The organism is Sphaerisporangium sp. NPDC049457 (assembly GCF_055586705.1).
The window spans coordinates 115,045-135,526 of the sequence record NZ_JBVJHR010000012.1; the positions used below are offsets into that span (position 1 = coordinate 115,045).

General features: G+C 70.8%; 14 protein-coding genes and 1 pseudogene. 3 read left to right on the top strand and 12 right to left on the bottom strand.

Going from position 1 to position 20,482, the window contains the following annotated elements:
• Positions 1-32: 32 nt before the first annotated feature.
• From ACZ6QO_RS20040 to ACZ6QO_RS20050, 3 genes are all read right to left on the bottom strand, one after another.
• Positions 33-1,187, bottom strand: a complete 1,155-nt coding sequence (locus tag ACZ6QO_RS20040) for a DegT/DnrJ/EryC1/StrS family aminotransferase (protein WP_465852647.1) — start codon at positions 1,185-1,187, stop codon at positions 33-35.
• A gap of 121 nt (positions 1,188-1,308) precedes the next feature.
• Entirely contained in the window at positions 1,309-2,391 is a 1,083-nt protein-coding gene (locus ACZ6QO_RS20045) for a GNAT family N-acetyltransferase (protein WP_465852649.1), read from the bottom strand.
• Between the two features lie 95 nt (positions 2,392-2,486).
• A complete protein-coding gene (locus ACZ6QO_RS20050; RefSeq protein WP_465852651.1) occupies positions 2,487-3,056 on the bottom strand; it encodes a hypothetical protein in 570 nt (189 codons plus the stop codon).
• Positions 3,057-3,375: 319 nt separating this feature from the next.
• Between ACZ6QO_RS20050 and ACZ6QO_RS20055 the strand changes: the two genes are divergently transcribed.
• The 3 genes and pseudogenes from ACZ6QO_RS20055 to ACZ6QO_RS20065 all read left to right on the top strand — a co-directional run bounded on the left by ACZ6QO_RS20055 (position 3,376) and on the right by ACZ6QO_RS20065 (position 5,779).
• Positions 3,376-4,761: a GH39 family glycosyl hydrolase gene (locus ACZ6QO_RS20055; protein WP_465852652.1), complete on the top strand. Its 1,386-nt coding sequence runs from the start codon at positions 3,376-3,378 to the stop codon at positions 4,759-4,761.
• A gap of 132 nt (positions 4,762-4,893) precedes the next feature.
• Positions 4,894-5,181: pseudogene (locus tag ACZ6QO_RS20060) on the top strand (AlbA family DNA-binding domain-containing protein); the annotation flags it as partial.
• A 151-nt stretch (positions 5,182-5,332) separates the two neighbouring features.
• Positions 5,333-5,779, top strand: a complete 447-nt coding sequence (locus ACZ6QO_RS20065; protein ID WP_465852908.1) for a hypothetical protein — start codon at positions 5,333-5,335, stop codon at positions 5,777-5,779.
• A gap of 106 nt (positions 5,780-5,885) precedes the next feature.
• On the opposite strand, the gene ACZ6QO_RS20070 is transcribed toward ACZ6QO_RS20065, so the two are convergent.
• The 9 genes from ACZ6QO_RS20070 to ACZ6QO_RS20110 form a co-directional block, all read right to left on the bottom strand.
• A complete protein-coding gene (locus ACZ6QO_RS20070; protein WP_465852654.1) occupies positions 5,886-9,083 on the bottom strand; it encodes a hypothetical protein in 3,198 nt (1,065 codons plus the stop codon).
• Complete coding sequence (locus ACZ6QO_RS20075) at positions 9,080-10,471, bottom strand: lipopolysaccharide biosynthesis protein (protein WP_465852656.1); 1,392 nt, start codon at positions 10,469-10,471, stop codon at positions 9,080-9,082. The genes ACZ6QO_RS20070 and ACZ6QO_RS20075 overlap by 4 nt, the downstream gene beginning before the upstream one ends.
• 49 nt (positions 10,472-10,520) lie before the next feature.
• Positions 10,521-11,321 (bottom strand): polysaccharide deacetylase family protein, encoded by an 801-nt coding sequence (locus ACZ6QO_RS20080; protein ID WP_465852658.1) that lies wholly within the window; start codon positions 11,319-11,321, stop codon positions 10,521-10,523.
• 5 nt (positions 11,322-11,326) lie between these two features.
• The gene (locus ACZ6QO_RS20085; RefSeq protein WP_465852660.1) at positions 11,327-12,340 is read right to left on the bottom strand and encodes a glycosyltransferase family 2 protein; all 1,014 of its coding nucleotides are present in this window, start codon (positions 12,338-12,340) and stop codon (positions 11,327-11,329) included.
• A gap of 5 nt (positions 12,341-12,345) precedes the next feature.
• Positions 12,346-13,179 (bottom strand): glycosyltransferase family 2 protein, encoded by an 834-nt coding sequence (locus tag ACZ6QO_RS20090; RefSeq protein WP_465852661.1) that lies wholly within the window; start codon positions 13,177-13,179, stop codon positions 12,346-12,348.
• A 144-nt stretch (positions 13,180-13,323) separates the two neighbouring features.
• Positions 13,324-14,442 (bottom strand): GNAT family N-acetyltransferase, encoded by a 1,119-nt coding sequence (locus ACZ6QO_RS20095; protein WP_465852662.1) that lies wholly within the window; start codon positions 14,440-14,442, stop codon positions 13,324-13,326.
• A gap of 633 nt (positions 14,443-15,075) precedes the next feature.
• Entirely contained in the window at positions 15,076-16,830 is a 1,755-nt protein-coding gene (locus tag ACZ6QO_RS20100) for a sigma factor-like helix-turn-helix DNA-binding protein (protein WP_465852664.1), read from the bottom strand.
• Positions 16,831-17,216: 386 nt separating this feature from the next.
• On the bottom strand, positions 17,217-19,022 hold the full coding sequence (locus ACZ6QO_RS20105; RefSeq protein ID WP_465852665.1) for a substrate-binding and VWA domain-containing protein: 1,806 nt from the start codon (positions 19,020-19,022) through the stop codon (positions 17,217-17,219).
• 697 nt (positions 19,023-19,719) lie between these two features.
• Positions 19,720-20,358, bottom strand: a complete 639-nt coding sequence (locus tag ACZ6QO_RS20110; protein WP_465852666.1) for a cation diffusion facilitator family transporter — start codon at positions 20,356-20,358, stop codon at positions 19,720-19,722.
• Between the last annotated feature and the right edge of the window lie 124 nt (positions 20,359-20,482).

The window sequence follows — 20,482 nt, forward strand, 5'->3', positions numbered from 1 at the left end:
GGCGGCCCGCGTGGACGGCCCGACTCGGACGGTCAGGCGGCGCGGCGGAGGAGGTGGTCGCCTGGTGGGGGCGGGGCCGGTTGCAGTGACTCGATGATCGGGAGCGCCCGCTCGGCGTACAGGGGGTCGACCGGCAGCACGTGCCGCGCCCACCAGCGGGCCGCCTCGTGGTCCGGTGACGGTTCGACGAAGCCCGCCGCGTAGTCATCGTACGGCGGGTCGTACAGGTAACCGGTCGGCACGCCGTGGCGCGCGAGCGCGGCGACGGCCCCGTCGCGGTCGGCCACGAGCAGCGGGACGCGGAACAGCGGCTGGTCGACGTGGTCGCGCACCGCCGCGGCCACCGTCGGCAGCTGGGCCAGCCGGGCGACGCCCGCCAGCCGCGCCGCGCGCTCTTTGGGCAGGCGCGCGATCCTGTGGCTCTGGTACCACCGGGCGACGGCGCCGCGGGAGCTGCGGTAGTCGTGCAGGTCGGCGCGGACCCACGGATCGAGCGCCGGCAGTCCCGGCCCCTGCGCCAGCGCCGCGTCCAGCTCCGCCCGCCGCAGCGCGATGCGGTAGCCCTCGCGGGGCTCATGGAACCCGAGCGTGCGGGCCAGCCGCATGGCGGGGCGCGCCATGTCCATCCGGAGGGCGAGGTGGCGCGCGGCGGAGGTGGCCACGCCCAGCAGGTCCTTGCGCAGGGCGCCCGGCTGGAGCAGCAGGTCGCGCTCGCGCTCCAGCGCTCGGCGGTCGGCCGGGCTGTCCACCGCGAGGACGCCCCCCGACCCGGCGCCGGCGTGCTTGGACAGGCTGAAGACCCCCGCGACGCCGAACGTGCCGAGCGGCCGGCCGTCCACCGACGTCTCCGCCGCGTGGGCGACGTCCTCGATGACCAGCACGCCGTTCATGCCGAGCACGTCGTCGGGCAGGCCGTACAGGTTGGTGGTGAGCACGGCGTCGACGGCGCCCAGCAGCACCCGGGCCAGCTCGATGTTGCCGTCGAAAATCGATATCGGCGCGATGACCGGGATGAGGCCGGCGGCGAGCACGAGGAACAGGATCTCGTCGGCCGAGATCGGGGACATCAGCAGCCGCTGTCCCGGCGTGCACCAGTGCCGCAGGGCCAGGTACAGGCCGAGCCGGTTGGACGGAAGGTACACGGTCTCGCGCCCCGTGCGGGCCGCGAGATGTCTTTCGGGACTCACTTGCTCCCTCTTTCCGCCGCCGGTTGCCGCCGCGGCCGGGACGGCCAGAGCAGCAAGGTAGCGCATGGGAACGCGGTGACCAGCGGTTTACACGAGGCTGTTACGCCGCCGGAGGAGCCAGTTATGAGGCGATAGTGGTGCGGATCCTGCCATAAGTCTTCAGCGCCAGGTCCGCGGTCTCCCGGAGCACCGAGTTGGCGAGGACCGTTCCACGGGCCTTCCGGACGGGCACGCGGACGAGCCAGTGCACTCCGGCCCCCGCGGTCGGCCGGGCGAGACGGCCCTCGGTGACCCACAGCTCGCCGGTCTTCAGCTTCTCCTTGTACTCCTTCTCGCCCCGGCCCATGTCGATGAGGCGGATGCCCGCCTCGGCGGCCCGTTCCGCCATCGCCAGATGGTGGATGAGGCCGGGGGAGTACTTGGAGTACGCCGGGTCGTAGGCGGGGAACCAGCCGGCGAGCGTCGTCTTGGTGCGCAGCCCGAAGTGCCCGGCGACCGGGCGGCCGTCGATGTAGATCATGTCGAGCTGCCCGCCGAAGTGCTCGGTGTCGATCTGGAGCAGGCTCTCCACCAGGCGCACGATCCACGGCCGCGCGAACCGGTCGGTGCGGCCGGTGCGGCGGTACTGGTCGGTCTTCCAGTCGAGCAGCGTGCGCAGCACGCCCGCGTCGGTGACGCCGTAGTCGTGGCGCAGCTCGCCGAAGTCGCGCTGGAGCTTGCGCGTCTTGTACGCGGTGGACTTGTAGGTCTTGCCGGACACCTGCTTGAGCGTCTCGACGTAGGCCGCGTACCCGTCGGTGAGGTCGATGACCGGAGAGGGGTGGCGGGTGTGCTTGACCGGCACCAGCGGCTGGCCGGCCAGCAGGTGGTCGAACTCGAACACCGCCAGCCCGCAGGCCTTCATCAGCTCGTGCGGGTCGAACTCGATGTCCTTGGCGTGGACCATGCCCTGCGCGTCGGTCAGCCCGGCGGCCACCGGCATGCCTATGCCGAACTGGTGGCGCTCGAAGGGGAAGAAGCCCACGATGTCGGCGCCGTCGCTCAGGACGGCCACGCGCGCCTGCTCGCGCACGCGGCCGGTCTCGACGGTGAACTCCGGCGAGAGGAACGGGCTGTCGAGCGCGGGGTCGCTCGTCTGCAGTGCCCGCCAGCGGGCCGTCTCGGAGGGGCCGAGTTCCCTTGGGTGGACGACGGTTATGCGCATGGGCTCCTACTGGGTCATCCCTGTGGCGTTGGGACGGCGCCTACGCCTTCTTCCCAGCTTGGTGCCTGCCGTGTAATAGGGCGATAAAGATCGTATCACGGTGTGATTTGATAGCGCTTCCGCTCAGCGCTCTGCCCATTCGCCTGGATCCTGTCGGCGCCGTTCTCGACGCCCTGGCGCGGGCGCGGCACCTCCAGCCGTACGCCGTCCTCGCCGACGATGCGGTGCACGTCGATCGCCCCAGGGTCCCCTTCCGAGACGCCCGGCACCTGCGAGGCGCCGAAGTGGCCGCCCTTGGCCCACACCCGCATGCTGCCCTGCGACGCCAGCGCCAGGGGATAGGGGAGCGGCGGGCCCGCCGGCCACGACCGGGGCACCCCCCAGGAGTCGAGCCACCCGAGGATCTCGTCCAGCCCGTCCATCTTGCTCTCGGTGAAGGGCTCCTCCACCGAGCCGAGCACGCGGATCTGCGCGCACACCCGGCCCTGCCGGTTGAGGTCCCCCGGAAGGCCGCACGCCGCGCGGGTCGGCGACAGGGACTGGATGATCTGCCCGGTGACGGGATTCCACACCAGGTGGGCGGGGCGGGAGATCTGGACGAGCCGCTGGGCCACCGACTTGGCCGACACCCGTTGGGGGTCGGTCCGCCAAATGAACCAGACCACCCGGGGCGCTCCTCCGGCCATCGGCCCGGAGTCCTCGAGAGCGGGAATTCGACTGGCGACGGGCAGCCATGCCTGGGCCACTGTGCCCCCTCAAATCCTCGGTCGCGCCTTTTATACCCCTTTCATTAAGCGGTTGACACCTTACGATCATTGATTCTTGGACAATGCCGCTGATCGCACTTTCGGCGTTATCAGGGTTATAGGCGAGTCTGATGGTAAGCGGGCGACCGGTGAGCGCGAAGCCGGCAGATGGCGCGCCGGAGCCCGGGCAGTGGGACCATTCAAGGGTTCTGCAAGCGTGAGCGGATACGGTGACGGAGTGTTGGAGAGCAGTGGCCGGCATGCACGGCGTCGTTACGTCCCTCGTGGCCCCATCGCCATCGGGGCCGGGATCCTCGCCCTGGCGATGGTGGTCGCGCTCCTGGCCTTGGCCGCCCAGCGGGGAGGCGGGCGCTCCGACGGTGTCGCGGCCACCATCATCGCCACGCCCGAGCCGCCGCCCACCCTTGAGGCGCCGCCCGTCGTCGACAGCTGGCCGCGCTGGGGCGTCACCCACACCCAGTACAGCGCCGACAACGAGAACGCGTCGGTGCGCGCCAAGGCGGACGACCTGTTCGCCCGCGTCCCCATGCTGCAGAACCAGCACATCATGGGCTGGGGCGCGGGCAACCCCGAGCCCGTCCCCGGCAAGTACGACTTCCGCGATCTGGACCGCCGCGTCAAGCTGATGGCCGCCACGAAGGCCCAGCCCGTGCTGACGCTGTGCTGCGCCCCCGACTGGATGAAGGGCGGATCCGAGGGCCGCACCAACTGGGGCAAGATCGAGGTCGCCCCGGTGCGCGACCACTTCGGCGACTACGCCGCGCTCGCCGCCACCGTCGCCAAGCGCTACCCCACCGTGACCCACTACATGGTGTGGAACGAGTTCAAGGGCTTCTGGGACGACGCGCACAACGACTGGGACGTCGAGGCGTACACCGACCTGTACAACCGGGTCTACGACGCGCTGAAGGCCGTCAACCCCAAGATCCAGGTGGGCGGTCCGTACATCCCCATCGACAGCCACGTCGCCAGCGCCAACGCCTCCGCCCTGCGCGGCCCCTGGGGCGCCGTCGACCGCAGGAACCTCGAAAGCGTCGACTACTGGCTCAAGCACAAGAAGGGCGCCGACTTCATCGTCGTCGACGGCTCCTCGGCCACCAACGACCGCGGGCTCGTCCCCGACGAGTTCACCGCGCTCAAGAAGTTCTCCGCCGTCACCGCATGGCTGCGGCAGCGCGGCGGCGACCTGCCCGTCTGGTGGGCCGAGTGGTACATCGCCCCCGACAGCATCGACTGGGACGAGCAGCACCGCTCGGCGGTGCAGGCCGTGGCCATGATGGAGTTCGCCAGGAGCGGCGCCGCCAGCGCCCTGTACTGGAACCCGCAGCGCAGGGCCGGCGACGACTGCCCCGGATGCCTGTGGACGCCCGGCGTGGGCGACGAGATGCCCATGGCCGGCCTGATCAGCGGCTTCACCCGCTGGTTCCCCGCGGGCGCCGAGCTGGCCGACCTCACCGTCTCCGATCCCCGCGTCCAGGTCCTCGCCGTCGACGGCCAGATGCTCATGGTGAACACCTCGGCGAACGCCCTGTCCGTCACCGTCGAGGGCAAGGCGTTCGAGCTCACCCCCTACGACGTCAAGTGGAGCGACCGCGGCCAGTGACGTCCCGCCCCCGTGGCCATCACCCCCGCCACCCCGCGGCAAGCGCATCAAGTGCATCGCTGACGCCACCGCCGCCCCGCCGTCCCGCCTGATCCTCCTTCGTGCAGCCGCCCAGACGGCACAATGGCCTGCATGACCTCAGATGACCTTGTCTACTCGCTGGGCGACCAAGAGAGCACCGTCCTTGAATTCAAGGAGTCGGCCAACGACAGGGACAAGATCGGGCACGCCGTTTGCGCTCTCGCCAACGACCTGTGCGGACGGGGCGGTGGCGACCTCGTCATCGGCGTGAACAAGCATGGGCAGCCGCTTCCCGACGTGAAGACGGCTGACTCGGATCTGCTGAAGGTGACTGAGCACCGAGACAGCGGGAAGATTCTGGACCGTCCCTCCCTGACGGTGGAGAAGGTTGTTTTCAAGGGCAAGACCGTGACCGGGTCCATGTCGAAGCGTCGGCGAGTCCACCGGTCCGGTACGACGGAGTCGTGTGGGTTCGTCCGGGTCCAACAACACGCAAAGCCAACCGGGATGACGAACGTGTGTTCGTGGCCTGCGCAATCTCGGGCCCGCGTTGCGGACATGGCGGCACATCTGGCAGGAGACGGTCCTGCCGCAGGTGCCGATCGCCATCCCGGTCCCAGCCGGAGCGATGAAGCCGCTCGGATATGTGATCATGCAGCCCACGATGCGCCTGGACCGGCCGGTCAAGGCGTATCAGCGGTGGCTCGACCGGATCCCGAAGGTTTTCGCCGAGTCGGTGCTCGCCGAGTCGTCCAGTGCTGAGGACCGGTCATACGAGATCGCGACGATGCGCAACTACCAGAGCCTCATGCCGTTGGCCCACGACGCCCGCAAACCGATGTTCGACCTCAAGGCCGCGGACGGGGCGCTGGGCAGCACCCAAAGTTACGTGCAGAAATGCCGAGTGGAGTTCCGTGACCTCGCCGAGAGCGTGTGGGACCGGCTGGCCGCCCTACAGCGGAACCGGGCTTCGGCCGGCCAGGACGAGCGCCTCTGACGGAAAGAGGTGAGGTTGAACGGCGCCGATCTGGTTGTGTTCTGAGTTGGACGGCGCCGGTCTGGTCGTGCTCTGAGGGGTGTCCGGTAGATCGGGGCAGTCCAGGTCAGCTCGCGGTGAGGGTGAGGAAGCGTTCGACGATGACGGCCAGGGCGGCGGCGGTCATCAGCAGGCCGAGGACCACCAGCTTGCGCCGGCCGCGCGAGGCGCGTTCTGTGCCCCGCAGCCTCGCCAACTCGGCCGCGAACAGCGTGGAGACCGCCAGCGCCAGCGCCACGAGCCCGAACGGCGTCCAGGGGGTCGAACGGTCGCCCACCATGGTCACCGGAGCCGGCGGCGGGATCTCCGAGCCCTTCGGGTAGGTGCGCAGCGTGTAGATGGCGGCGTCCTGGTTGGAGTAGACGCGCCTGAGCTTCGCCGAGGCGTCCAGCGCCGCGCGGAAGCGCTCGCCCCACCCGGCGGGGAAGCCGTGGTTCAGCTCCAGGTACGCCGCCTGGCCGCGGGTGGCGATCAGGAAGGTGTTCGGGGCCTTGCCGCGCAGCGCCGTCAGCACCCCGGCGAGGTCGGCCGGATCCTTGGTGACGAGGGCCTGGTCGTACTCGACCCGGTCGATGTCGCGCTCGCGCCACGGGATCGTGGGGGTGACCTCCTCGCCGAGGACCGGCACAAGGTAGAGCACCCGCGCGCTCGGCCGGTCGTGGGCGTACACGTAGTGCATGGCCGCGGCCTCGCCGGTCGTCACCCGCTCGAACTTCTCGTTGCCGTAGCGCGCCACCAGGAAGGCGCCGGCGAGCGCCAGGGCGGTCACCGCGGCGAGCACCGCGGAGACGCGCCGCGTCGTCCCCGGCGCGAACCGCATGGTGCGGCGGCGGATCGGCACGGTCTCGCCCTCGCGGGCGTCCGTCGTGTGCGCGGGCAGGTTCGGGAAGAACGCGTACGCGCCGAGGATGCACGCCGCGGGCAGCGCGAACATGTAGACGCGCAGGCCGATCTCGCCGCCGTAGCTCTGCAGGCCGAGCGCCAGCGTCGGGACGCACAGCAGCACCGCGGCGGCCCGGTCGCCGACGCCGCGGCGCAGCCTGCGCAGCAGGCCGATGGCCGCGCACAGCAGGATCACCCCGCAGATCGCCAGCCGCACCTTCAGCACGATGGCGTGCTCCGCGTCGGTGCCGACCAGGCGGTCGCCGGTGTTCTCCTGCAGGTTGGCGAAGATCTTGCCGATGCCGCCGAACAGCTCGTCGATGCGGCCGCTCCAGAACGGCGTCGCCTGGTAGTTGATCCAGGCGATGACGATCAGCCCGAAGAAGACCGGCAGCGCGAGCGACAGAGCGCTGCGGCGCAGCAGGATGAGCCCCGTCAGCGCCCCCATCATCATGAACGGCGTGATCTGGTGGGTCGCCGTGGTGGCGAAGAACAGCCCGACCAGCAGCGTGAGCAGCACCACCCGGTCGGTCACCGTCGTCGGCCTCGCGGGTAGCTCCCCGGGGGTGAGCCGGTCGAGCCGGGCCAGCGCGCGCCGCAGGAACCCCTTGGCGGGCAGCGGCGCCGTCCTCGGCTCCGCGCGGCCGAACCAGCGCATCAGGACGGCGATGAACACCAGGTACAGCGCGAAGGTGAAGCCCTGCGGCGAGAAATAGTCCTGCCCGATCCACTGGACCAGGATGAACAGCAGCGCCGCGAACCAGCGGGCCCGGGTGGTCGCCACGATCTGGCGCAGGATCAGCACGAACGGCAGCAGGTACAGCAGGTTGGACACCAGCGGCGTCCATTGCAGGACCGTCGCGGGGTCGTCGACGCCCGCGGCGCGCAGCACGAACCCGAACAGCGCGAAGAAACCCGGCCAGGCGAAACGGGCGTCCAGGCCCGGCAGCGTCTCGCCCGCGCGGCCGATGTACTCGGCGAAGCCCGCGTGCACCCAGGCCGTGGGGAAGCGCGGCTCGGTCTCGACCAGCGCCGCCGCGCCGTGCAGGGTGAAGGTCACCGCGGCGAGCTGGAACAGCAGCACGCCCTTGCGGTCGGTGTTCTGCGTCAGCGTCACGAAGAACGACACGATGATGAGCGCGATCGCGGCGAACGCCGTGATCGGCAGGACCGAGATCAGCCCGAGCCCGTTGAGGTCGTCGAGGTTGACGCCGCGCATCGCCCCGTGCGGCACCCGGAGCGCCAGCACGTACATGGCCAGGCCTTCGAGCGTCAGCAGCGGCGGCAGCCACGACGCCGCGCTCGCCGCCATGCGCGACATCCGCGACTTCTGCGACGCCGCCGGCCCGCCGTCGGCCCGACCGTCCGCCCGACTCTCTGCCGGACCGTCTGTCCGACCCTCTGCCAGACCGTCCGGCCGACCGTCCGCCGTGCCGTCCATCTCGCCGTCCGCCCCGGCCCTGGTGGCCGTGCTCCTGGCGGGCGCGGCCTCGGCGGGCGACGCGGGGGTGACGGCGCGTGCCTTGGCGAGCCTGCCGGGCATGGGTTGCGGGACGGAGGGCGTTGTTTCCAGGTCGGCCTCGGGGCCGCGGCCAGGTTCGGGTACGGCGGCCGCGTCCGGCTCCCCGGGGTCCGTCGCCGGAGCGGAAGGCGCCTTCGCTGGAGCGGAGGAAGCCTTCGCCGGCTTCTCAGGGGCTTTCGACGGGGCATCGGCCGCCTTGGGCGGGCTGCCGAACCGCAGCGGCTCGTCCGGCGCCCGGGGCGGCTGCACGGCTGGGGCGACGGCCTGCGGGTGCGACGCGGGCAGCGGCAACGAGATCACCTGAGTGATGTCCTCGTCGTCCGGATCGTCGTCCGCCAGGACCACCATGCCGTCCAGATCCCCGGTGTCTCCGGGGTCCGGGGCGTCCACGGTGTCCAGGACCGCAGGGTCCTCGGGGTCGGGGGCGTCCACGGTGTCCAGGACCGCAGGGTCCTCGGGGTCCGGGGCGTCCACGGTGTCCAGGTCTTGGGGAGCCCCGGCGCCTGCGGTTTCCACGGTGTCCGAGTGTTCGGGGTCTCCGGCGGTCTCGGTGTCCGTCGACTCTGCGGCGTGCACCGGTTCTGCGGTTTCCGTGGTGTCCTCGGGCTTCAGGGGGTCGGGAGCCGCCGTGGTGCGGGCGGAAGCGAGCGTGCTGGGGATCTTCAGCACCTGGGTCACATCGGCGTCGTCCGTGCCGTCCGTGGCGTCGGGTCCGGCCGAGGCCGTCTCCTCGCCGGGGGCGTCGGTGTCGGTGTCGGGGGCCGGGGGGGTGTCTTGGTCGTCGAGGACGGCGTCGTCCTTCGTGGGGGCGATCTTCGTCGCCGTCTCCTCTGTCACCTCATTGCCCGCCCGTTGCCTCACGTAGACCATGATGCGGCCTCGGACGCCTCCCGCGCGCTCGACGATTGCGGCGTTTCTGGGTGATTGAGTATTTTGCGCAGCCCGGGGAGGATCAGCAGAGCGACCAGGAACTCACTGAACAGCAGCCCGTATCCGACCGCGGTGATGCCCGCCACCGGCAGCAGGACGACCGATGACGACAGCACCAGGACCGCGAGGCCGATCTGGACGACGGCGAGCGTGCGGGCGTCGCTGCGGGCGCGCAGACCGCTCAGATAGATCTCGATCAGCACGCGCGGCAGCACCGCGACGGCCATCAGGCGCAGCAGCGGCGCCCCGTGCTCGGCGAATCCGGGACCGAACACCGACAGCATGAGCGGAGCGGCCACGATGGTCACGGCGGACGCCGGAATGATGATCATGTACGCGCGGCGCATCGCCTGACGGCAGTTGGCGGCGAGCTTCGAACGGTCGCTCGACCCCTCGACGGTGAGCGAGGTGGCCATGTTGATGGCCAGCAGCTCGATCATCGCCCCCAGGGTCTGCGGGATGGCGAAATAGCCGAACATCTCACCGCTCACCCGCGACGCCACGTACACCGGCAGGAAGTACACGATGGCGAGGATCGAGAACGCTCCGGGATAGTCCCCGGCCAGGAAGCGGCCGATCTCGCGCAGCCGCGGCGGGCGGGAGCCCGCGGGCGCCAGCTTGGCGTGGCGCGGCACCAGCACGCCGAAGATGAACAGGTTGATGGGGATGAGCGCGAGCGCGGTCGGGATCACCCAGGAGACGTAGATGCCGTCGTCGGGCAGGGCCCCGGCCACCGCCACCAGCAGGCCCATCTTGACCAGGCCGAAGCAGAAGCTGTTCACCGGCACCCAGACGGCCTTGCGCATGCCGGCGAGCGCCACGTCCTGCAACGTGAACACCGACCAGATGGCCACCGACGCCAGGAAGAACACACCGGGGCCGATGCCCGCCAGGGAGGCGTAGTTCTCCCCCCAGAACGGCAGCGTCAGCAGGAACGCCGCCGCCGCCACGACGGCCGTCAGTGTGGCGATGAGATAGCCGCGGCCGATCAGCCCGCCGGTGCGCCTGCCCGCCACGGGGATGAACCGGGCCAGCGCGCCGGTCAGCCCGAGCGCCGTGAGCCCGGCGAACAGCCGCATCGCGGTGATCAGGGCCTGGCTGCGCCCGAAGTCCTCGGCGGAGTACAGCCGGGCGGCGAGCAGCCAGTAGCCCATGCCGAGCACCGCGGTGACGCCGGTGTTCGCCATCAGGGCGTAGCCGTTGAGGAACAGCGGATTGCGCAGGTCGTGGAGTAGACGCCGCCACAGTACGGTCAATCTCCCGGCGGCCTCATCGGCGTCCGGCGCTTCCGGCCTGCCGCCGGTCACTGTCGTCTTCATGGTCGCGTCACCCCCCTCATCGACGCGCGGCCTGTTCTCCGCGGTTACTTCACTCACGCCCGACCACGTGCCGCAGGCCGTACCTGGTGCGGCGCACCACGGCGTAGCCCTTGGTCAGCGCGTGTTCCTTCAGATAGATGATCGGCACGCCGCGCCCCTCGACGGCCCGCCGGAAGCGGTTCATGGTCGTGGAGCGGCCCACGGTCAGCCGGGGCAGCGCCATGACGTCGTCGGCGTCGGAGGCCAGCTCGTTGGCCACCGCGCACGCCGCCCAGTAACCGGCCTTGCGCACCTCTTTGCGCACCCGCGCGCTTGAGTAGCCGTACGGATAGGCCATGGTGGCGACGGGCCGGCCGACCTTGTCCTCCAGCAGGGCCTTGTTGCGGCGCAGTTCCTGGCGCAACGCGGCCTCCGGTAACTGGTCGAGCTGCGGGTGGCTGTGGCTGTGCCCGGCGATCTCGATGCCGCACGACGCGGCCTCGCGGGCCTGGCTCCAGGTCAGCATCTTGTCCAGGGGCCGGCCGGCGGCGTCGTCGCCGGCGTCGCTCACCCACCCGCTGGTCAGGAACACCGTGGCGGGGAAGCCGAGCTCGTCGAGCACCGGCAGGGCCTCGCTGTGGAAGTCGGCGTAGCCGTCGTCGAAGGTGACGACCACCGGCCGCTCGGGCACCGGAGCGCCGCCCGTGCCGTACAAGGTGGCCACCAGGTCGCCCAGCGTGAGCGGTGTGAACCCTCGGTCCTTCAGATAGGTCATCTGGGACTCGAACACCGACGGGCGGACCGCGAGCGGGCGGGTTGCCCCGTTCGGACGGTCGGTCACCGAGTGGTACATCAGGATCGGCACGCGCATGGTGGTCACCGTTCGTGGTCGATGGTTCGTCCGGCCCGGATCGCGCGTACGCGCAGGCGTGCGGAGCCCACGGCGTACCCCCACGTGGTCCAGGCCAGGCCCGCGACGATGGCGCCCGCCCTGGCCAGGCCGGCCGGGTCGCCCCGCAGGGCGTCGGCCACACCGCGCAGGACGCCGAGCGGCAGCGTCTTCATGGCGTGGGCGCGCTCGCTCGACAGGCCGTCGCCGGCGCCCACGCTCTGGGCGACCAGCGCCTTGGACAGCCCTTCGGCGTAGCACCGGGACCGGAAGTAGCGGAATGTGGCCCGCGAGGCGGGCACGCGGTGGCCGATGACCGCCCGCGGCTCGAACATCATGATCGAGCCCGGCTTGCGCTGGGAGAGCCGGATGCAGAACTCGGTCTCCTCGCAGCCCAGCGGGCGGCTCTTGCGGCCCTGGACGCTGCGGCCGATGCCGGAGTGGAAGCCTCCGACCTCGGCCACGAGCTCTCTGCGGAAGGCGGCGTTGCCGCCCATCACGTTGCGGATCTGCTTGCGTTCGGCGGGCAGGCCGCGGTAGGTGCACCCGATGGTCCAGTCGAACTCCTCGGGGAACCAGCGCGGCCGGTCACCGTTGTCCCACAGCGGCTTGGTGAGCCCGCCGACCCCCACGACGTTCGCCGGCCCGGAGGCCTGCGCGGACTGCCCGGACTGCGCGGGCTGCGCGGACATGGCGTCTTCGAAGGCCGCGAGCCATTCGGCGTCCGCGACCGCGTCGTCGTCCAGGAACGCCACGACGTCACCGGTGGCGGTGGCCACCCCGGTGTTCTTGCCGCCGGACAGACCCCGCGCGTGGCTGTTCTCCACGACGATGGCGTCGGCGTACTCCCGCTTGAGCCGAAGGTGCAGCTCGGGGTTGTAGTCGACGACGAGGATCAGTTCGTGCGGCTGGCGTCGCTGGCTGCGCACCGACTGCACGGCGGCCCTGATGTCGTCCCACCGATCTTCGGTGTAGACGCAGATGACGACGGAGATGTCCATGTCGGTTATGCCGCGCCCTGGTCGGCGGCGGGCTGTGCTGCCGCCGCGGGCGGGACCTCGATGGGAGGACGCCGCCACTCGCGGATGATGGTCTTGAGCACGCGCCAGCCGTCCCGGACGACGCGCAGGTTGCTCTCGCCGTGGATGCGGTTGCGCTCGTGGCTCGGCACCTCGTGCACCCGCAGGCCCGCCTTGGCCGCCCGGATGTTGAGCAGGGTCTCGACCTCGAAGCCCTCGCAGTCGAGGTCCAGGACGTCCAGGTGGCGCGCCCAGAAGGCGTTGTAGCCGTAGCACAGGTCGGTGTACTGCGTGCCGTAGATGCGGTTGACCAGGCCGCGCAGGACGCTGTTGCCGAGCCGGCGGCTGAGCGTGAGGTCGTCGCTGCCGCCCCCGCTGGCGTACCGGGAGCCCTTGACGAAGTCGGCGCCGGTGACCAGCGCCCCGACGAAGTGGATGATCTCGCGGCCGTCGGTGGAGCCGTCGGCGTCGATCATGACGATGATGTCGCCGCTGGCCTCGGCGAAACCGGCGCTCAGGGCGTCGCCCTTGCCCTTGCCGCGCTGCTGGACGACGCGGAGGTTCGGCCGCAGGCGGCGGGCCACGGCCACGGTGTCGTCGGTCGAGTTGCCGTCCACGAGGATGACCTCGTGGATCCAGTGGGGCAGCGTGGCGAAAACGTGCGGAAGGTTCTCCGCCTCGTTCATGGCCGGTACGACCACGCTGACGGTCGGCGATATGGCGAGGTGCGGGGTGAGGGGGGTGAAACGGTCCACTGTCGGCAGTGGCCTCAGATTGTGGAGCTGAGGTTTCCCGTTGTGCTTGGTGATCTCGGGACTCATTTTGAGGGATGTCCTTCCGGGCGGTCTGACATCGGCGGCGACTGCCAATAGGACCGGCGCGACTGGACGGAGAGGGGTTTCTCCGTCCCGGTCAGATGCAGTAGAGGGTGTGCGGTGCTGTACGGGGGAGGCTTCAGCGAGGCTTCAGCGCGCCCCCGAGGGTTCCTTCTCGACGGACTCCGGCTGGAGGGATGTGCGCACCCGCCCGAAGCCCTTCAGCAGCCTGTCGGCCATCCGATAGAGCGAGGGGCGGTCGACCACGATGTTGCGGGCCTTGTTCACCGGCGTCCGGCCGATCCAGTGGACGGCGGCCGCCGCCGACGGACGGGAGACCCGGCCTTCGGAGACGTGGATGACGTCGTTCTTCAGCCAGCCCTTGTACTCACGGCCCCCCTTGCCCATGTCGACCTGGCCCAGGCCGTGGGAAGCGGCCTGCTCGGCCATGCGCAAGTGGTGCATGATGCCGGGGGAGTAGCGGGCGAACTCGGGGTCGTAGGCGGGGAACCAGCCGACCAGCGTGTTGTGGGTGCGCAGGCCGAAATGGCCGGCCACCGGGGTGTCCCCGGCGTACAGCATGGTGAGCACCCCGCCGAACGACGGAGTGTCGCCGGCGTGCATCTCGTCGAGCAGCTGGACGATCCACGGCTGGGCGAACCGGTCGACCCGGCCGGTCCGGCGGTACTGGTCGGACTTCCAGCCGGTCAGCGTGCGCATCGACTCGGGATCGGTGGCGCACCATTCGAGGCGGATGTCGCCGTGCTCGCGTGCGAGCTTGCGTTCCTTGTAGCGGACCGTCTTGTAGTTCTTCGGGGAGTTGACCCGCACGTGCTCGATGTAGGCCTCGTAGCCGCCGGTGAGATTCATCATCGGCACGGGGCGCACCGCGGACTCGTGGGGAGCCCAGGTGGGCTGCCCGGCGACCATGTGGTCGAAGTCGAAGACCGACAGCCCCGTCGCGCGCAGGATCTCGCGGGCGGAGATGTCGAGGTCGGGCACGGAGATCAGGCCATGGCAGGTGGTCAGCCAGCTTCCGAGGGGCTTGCCGATGCCGAAGGCGTGCCTTTCGAACGGCAGGAACCCGGCGACCTTGCCGCCGTCCTCGATGACGGCGACCCGGACGTAGGAGCGCAGCCGGCCGAGGGCCAGCGCGAACTCCACGGAGAGGAAAGGATTGTCCAGTGAGGGCGTGGCGCGCTGGAGCTCGCGCCAGCGGGTGATCTCGGCTTCCCCCAGCTCTCCAGACCGAACGACCGTGACTTTCACCTTGACCCGGCCCCCTGTTCGGTGCGCACGCTGCCGTTCCCCCGGTACAGAGACCGAAGCACCCACATGAATCCACCGAGCACCGCGACGGTGGCCACACCCGCGCGGGGGGACCACGCGTCGAACATGAGCATGGCCTCGGCTAGTAAGACGTTTACAACGAGACTCGCGGCGGCACCCACCGTTAGCGCCGCGAGAGGGTCACGATCACGCAACAGTCCAACGACCGAGGCGCCGGGAACCACGAGAAGGAAGAGGGGCACCAGGACCACGCGCGCCGGCGTGCGAATGTCGGCGAGGGCGATGACCGCCCCCGCGGCGCACGCCACCGCCAGCACCCATGTGAGCACTGTCCTGTTCCTACGCATTCTCTCCTGGCTCCGCTGGTCAAGGCCGACTAAAGGCCTGGTTGATCGCTCATCTCATAGGATCAACCACGCCACGCGCACGTCAATGCCGACGCCCCAACCCCGTCAAGGGTTTACAAGGCCGAGGGCAAGAACCATAGCGCGGCCGATCAGAAGACCGGCCGCGCCAATGACTGATGCCCCCGATGCCCAAGGGACGGCAGGGACTGGGGGGTATTCACAAGGTACTATCCGTTCGCCCCAAGTGTGGACTCGGTGCCGGAATTCAGGTGGCTTCGGCGGTGGCCTGCTCGGTCGGCGTGGCCGAGTCGGACGGCTCGGGCGAGGGGTGCTGGTCCGGCGGCGGATCGGAGGCGGGCGGCGGGTCCTGCGCCTCCCACGAGATCGCGCACGTCGTGCCGCCGGTCGCGGAACGCAGGGTCACGGCGCCCTGGCCGGCCTCCTCCGGGGTCGACACCTGCACCGAGATCCGCTGCTTGACGCCCGCGTTCAGCGTGCCGGACGCGGGGGAGACCGACAGCGCACCGGTCACGGTGGCCGTCCAGGACACACTCGCGTTGCGCGCGGAGATGAGGATCTCACCCGCGTCGTCCACGCCGAAGCCTCCCGGGCAGGAGACCACGAGCCGGGCGGCCGGAGCGGGCGGCCGGGTCGTCGGCGTGCGCGAAGGGGCAGCGGGCGCCGAGGTGGCGGCCGGGGCGGCGGCGGACGCGCGGGCCGTCGGGGTGGGCGTCGGGCGCGTCTTCGCGGCCGGCGTGAGGGAGGGCTCGGCGGGGGTCGTCTCGTCTGTGGGTTCGGGGCCGTAGCTGATCTGCAGCTCGCCCGGGGTGCGGCTCGGGAAGCGCAGCGTCTGGGGCTGCCCGCCGCGGTCGGCCGCGTCCTGCCCGGTCGCGACGACCATCGCGCCGGTCGCCACCAGCACGCAGGCGATGGTGGCGAAGACGGGCGTGGACCTGCGGGAGGCCTTGCGGACGGCCGGCGCACCGCGCCTGCGCGCCGTGCCGCGCCTGGTCCTCCCCGAGTCCACGCCCGTCCCGTCGTGCCCCCCGGCTGTGCCGTGCCGGGGGGTGTCCTGGTGGGCGGCGCCGATGCCGTAGTAAGGGGTCTCGGCCTGGTCGGCGGCGGGACGCCGTTCGTCGCGGGCTCCCCGGCGCTCGGCCCGAGCGCGGCGCTCGGCCGCCGCCGCGGGCGGGAAGCCGTTCTTGTCGAAGCCGTCGGCCACCGCCATGATCGCCGTTCGGGCCTCGTCGTGCCGCGGACGGGCGCACGACTCGGCGACCCGCCGCCGCAGCGACAGCGGCGGGAAGGCCACGGGCACGGAGTCCAGCAGCCGCTCGGCCGACACCCGGCGGCGCCGCCCCTCGGTGCACTCCTTGCAGCCGATGATGTGCCGGGTGATGCGCCGCCGGAGCTGCGGCGGCAGGGGACCCTCGATGGAGTCCAGCAGTGCCGAGAGGTCGGGGCAGTGGGCGCGGCCGCTCCTGGCGAGGATCACCGCGGCCGCGGCGTTCTCCAGGTGGTCACGGGCGCGCGTGAGCCGCGTACCGGCCTGCCTGGAGGTGAGCCCGAGCACGGCGCCGATCTCCGAGCCGGTCAGCCCGTGCCGGACTCCCAGGAGGAGCGCGTCGCGATCCTTGGCGCCGAGTTCGTCCAGGGACTCCCGGACGATCGCCGCCAGCTCGGGATCCTCCTCGTCCTCTGGCAGGTACGGCTCGGTGGGGGCGCCGTGCGCCGGCGTACGGCCGCGGCGGGTGCCGCACTGGTATCGCGTCAGTGCGTACAGCCAGGCGCGCAGGCGGGCCGGCTCCCGCAGCACGCCGATGCGCCCATGGGCGGTGACGATGGCGTCGTGCACGGAGTCGGCGGCGGCGTCGGTGTCGCGCAGCAGTGAATGGGCGTAGTCGTTCAGTCGATCGGCATAGGCGTCGTAGAGGCCGTCCGCCGCGCGGCCGTCCGCTTGGCGCAGAGCATCTACCAGCCGCTGGTCGTCGGCACGGCCGACGTTCGGCCATCCGGGCACGAATCTTCCTCCCCGCAGGACGGGTACCTGGCTTCCGGTCACGCACGATCGCGAGAATTTCCCCTGCCCGCGCCAGGCCCCACACGCGTAGGACGTCCGTTTCCTGTGAAGGGTTCACCCGGAAATGAACAATAATCAGGCGGTATGACCTGGGAAAACAGTGGTTGACGGGTCTGGTGGAACTGTTGTTGCGCAAGGGTGTGACGAGGCCGTAGATCCCTACGGCGGGCGACGGCTCCGGTGACGTTCGGTGACCTTCCCGCCTTTCCCGGCTTTCCGGCCCGTCCGTCCCGCCGTCGGCGCGGTGATGCTGCGTACTGCCCGATAAATGAGAAACGCCCGATCCCGGGCCCTCGCGGGGCCGGGATCGGGCGCGTGCGGCGCGTCTACTGCTGCTGCGTGCTGCCATTGCAGTTCGGGGCGCAGAGGCGGCGTGAGATGCCTTCCAGGAAGACCTTGCGGATCTCCAAAGCGTTGTTCGGGAAGAACGCCTGCCCCTGGGTGGCCTTGGCGATCGCCTGCATCTGGCGGCGGCCCGCCGCGTCGTCGGCGCCGAGGGCGACGATGATGACGCTGATCGGCTGGGTCTCGTCGAACTCCTGCCGGAGCTTCTTGAGCACCTCGGAGTTGCTGATGCCGCCCTCGGGGTCGTCGTTGCCGACGCCGTCGGTGAAGATCAGGATCGTGTTGATCTTGTCGGCCTCGTACTCCGCCTTCATCTTGTCGTAGGCGGCGGCCAGCGTGTCGTTGAGGCCGGTGTCCCCGGTCGGCTTGGCCTTGACCTGCGCGAGCGACCTGGAGATGACCTCCCTGCGGGTGACGCCGTTCAGCTTGCCCCCGATGGGCCCGACGGGGACGGCCTCGCGATAGTCGACGCCCTTGCCGTTGAGGTTGGTGGAGAAGACCCAGGTGCCGATCTCGGTCTTGTCCGGGAAGAGCTTGAGTCCTTCGATGGCCGTCTGGGCGATCAGGCGCATGCGGTCGCCCGGCGCGCCGACCGCCGGCAGCGCCATGGTGCCCGAGATGTCGATCAGCGCAAGCAGCCGCCCGCCCAGCTTGAGCCGGGACCACGCCTGCGACAGTTTGACCACGGTCGCGGCCTCGGGGATCTTGATGGCCCGCGGCGTCGCCGGGTTCAGCCCGTTGGCCTGGCTGATCGCGCCACCGGCCTTGCCGTCGGGCGTGCGGAAGCCGAACTCGCGGATGGTCTTCTTGGCGTCGGCGCCCGTCAGCGCGTCGGCGAACGTCTGCGCCGCCTGCCGCTTCCGCTGTTCCTTGGCGGTCACGACGACCGGGTAGTCGAGGCTGATCGTCCCCTCGGCCGGATAGAGCGCGACGACCTCGCCCGGCTTGCTCTTGGCGTTGTAGGACCAGATCTCGTGCTCGGAGGCGATGCCGATCGGGGCGCGGGAGGACTGCTTGGCCATGCTGGCGAACATGTTGCCCGGCGAGTTCACCGCGTTCTCCGACAGCTGCCTGAGCACGCCCACCAGTTGGTCCTCGCCCGCGCCCGTCGCCTGGAGCACGCCGGACCCGGCCAGCAGGGCGCTCAGCCCGGCGGCGTTGAGGGTGGGGTCGAGCGGCAGCACGCGGATCTTGCGGCCGAGGCCGTCGGGGGTCGCGGCGTTCGCCGCCGACATCAGCCCGCTCCAGCTCGGCTCGCCGAAGGCGCCGCGCAGCTTCTCGACCACGGGCTTGGGCGCGGCCAGCACGACGGGGGAGCGGGCGATGGAGCCGACCGGCGCGGGGACGTTCTCGCCCTTCGGGCTCGCGCGGAGCTTGGCGAGCCACAGGCTGGAGTCGGGGATCCACATGTCGCCGCTGAACTTGCCGGTGGTCGCGCCGGTCCCGGCGAGGGAGTTGGTGACGCCGGCCGGGTCGCTCTTGGCGACCGTGACCTCCACGCACGCGCCGCCGGCCGGCGCCGGCTTCTTGTTGTAACCGGCGGCGATCTTGCTGACGGCCGGCTCGATGTCGGGAGAGGCCACCACCTGGAGCGCGATCCTGCCGTCGCCGCACGCCTTGTCGCGGCTCATGATCACATAGGCGGCGACGCCCAGCAGCACGGCGAGCGCCACGGCGCCCGCGAGTGGGACCAGCACCTTCCCCCGGCTCGCGCGGCGGCGGCCTGACGGCTCGTGATAAGGGTTGTAGCCGCCCTCAAGCTCGTCTGTCCGGTGGCGTCCACCCACGATGTCCTCTTAGGGGTCGATCTTCTGGGAACGTGGCGCGCTTAGCAGCGACCATATAGGTAGATGTCGGGTAATGCTTACGGAACCATAGCGTCAAGCGTTATAGCAGCAAAACCGATCTTTTGCTGCGGTGATGGCCGACGACAGAGGACAATTCGCCCGTCAGCCCGCCGAGTTCGCGATACATCTTGACGTACGGCGAACGCGATGTATCGTGTCTCGATATAACGCGATATACCGTGCTTTGTCGCTGAGCGCCGTACGGGGCCGGGGACGGCCCGGGGCAGGGGGTGACACTCGTGTCAACGCTCGTGGAGACACGCGGCGCACCGGAGACGGCCGCCGCGCCGGCCGGGGCCGCACAGGCTCCCGCCGGGAAGACCGGCACCGCCGTGGCCCTCCCGGCGGAGTCCGGCACGCGGCCGCCGGAAGCCTCTCGCCTGGCCGACGTCGGCATGAGGCCGCCGGAGGCCGCTCACCTGGCCGGCGCCGGGCGGCGGCGGCCCGATCTGCTGCTGATCGAGGCCGACCACCCCGGCTGCCCGGACGAGGTGCGGCGCGCGCTCAGGGAATCGGACTGCGTGCGCGAGGTCGCCATCTCGGGGCGGGTGTGCCGGGCGCTCGCCGACCCGGGCACCGCGCCGGTGGTGGCCGCCGCGCTGCGCGCGCAGGGACTGCAGCTCGCCGTGGTGATCGTTCAGTGGCGGCAGGAGTGGCCGCGCCACGCCTTGCCGCCCTCGCGCACCGCCACCACGGCGAGCGCCACGGCGACGGCCGGATCGAGCCACCACCAGCCGAAGGACGTGGCGGTGAGCCCTGCCAGCACCCCGGCGGCCAGCAAGGCGCACAGCATGTTCTGGGTGCCCTCGCCCGTGGTCGCCGCCGAGCACAGGCGCGCCCCGAGCCGGCGCTTGGCCAGCCCGAGCAGTGGCATGCTCACCAGGCTGATCGTCGTGACGGCGATGCCGAGCGCCGTGGGCGCGGGCCGCTGACCCTCGTGCACGTCGTAGGCCACGTGGGCCACCAGGTAGGGCGCGAGGACCCAGAAGCTGACCGCCACGGCCCGCTGCGCGCGCAGCTCGGCGGTGGCGGAGTGGAGCCGGCGCCCGGTGAAGCGCCAGATCACGATGAGGCTGGCCAGCGCCTCCACCAGTGAGGCCCACCCCCAGCCGATCAGCGCCACCGAGTGGGCCGACAGGCCGGCCGCGAGGCCGAGGGAGCTCTCGGCGCCGAGCCAGGCCAGCGTGACCAGCGACAGGCTCCTGGCCAGGCGCGCGTCGCGCAGGAACTCGGGCGGAGCCGAGGGACGCACATCCGTACCCGAATCTGGCACCATGGCCTCCGATCATGTAGAAGCCGGCCTGACAGCGCTGTGTAGTCTACCGGTCACGCCTGGTACTGCCGCCGCTGTCGCGGTCGCCGTCGCCTTGGTCGCGGGCGTGGTTGTCATCGCCGTGGTC

What these genes read in the sequence shown, in the direction of transcription:
- ACZ6QO_RS20080 (WP_465852658.1), bottom strand. Translation starts at nt 11,321, where the DNA reads ATGCGCGTGCCGATCCTGATGTACCACTCGGTGACCGACCGTCCGAAC.
- ACZ6QO_RS20075 (WP_465852656.1), bottom strand. Translation starts at nt 10,471, where the DNA reads ATGAAGACGACAGTGACCGGCGGCAGGCCGGAAGCGCCGGACGCCGAT.
- ACZ6QO_RS20110 (WP_465852666.1), bottom strand. Translation starts at nt 20,358, where the DNA reads ATGGTGCCAGATTCGGGTACGGATGTGCGTCCCTCGGCTCCGCCCGAG.
- ACZ6QO_RS20085 (WP_465852660.1), bottom strand. Translation starts at nt 12,340, where the DNA reads ATGGACATCTCCGTCGTCATCTGCGTCTACACCGAAGATCGGTGGGAC.
- ACZ6QO_RS20045 (WP_465852649.1), bottom strand. Translation starts at nt 2,391, where the DNA reads ATGCGCATAACCGTCGTCCACCCAAGGGAACTCGGCCCCTCCGAGACG.
- ACZ6QO_RS20090 (WP_465852661.1), bottom strand. Translation starts at nt 13,179, where the DNA reads ATGAGTCCCGAGATCACCAAGCACAACGGGAAACCTCAGCTCCACAAT.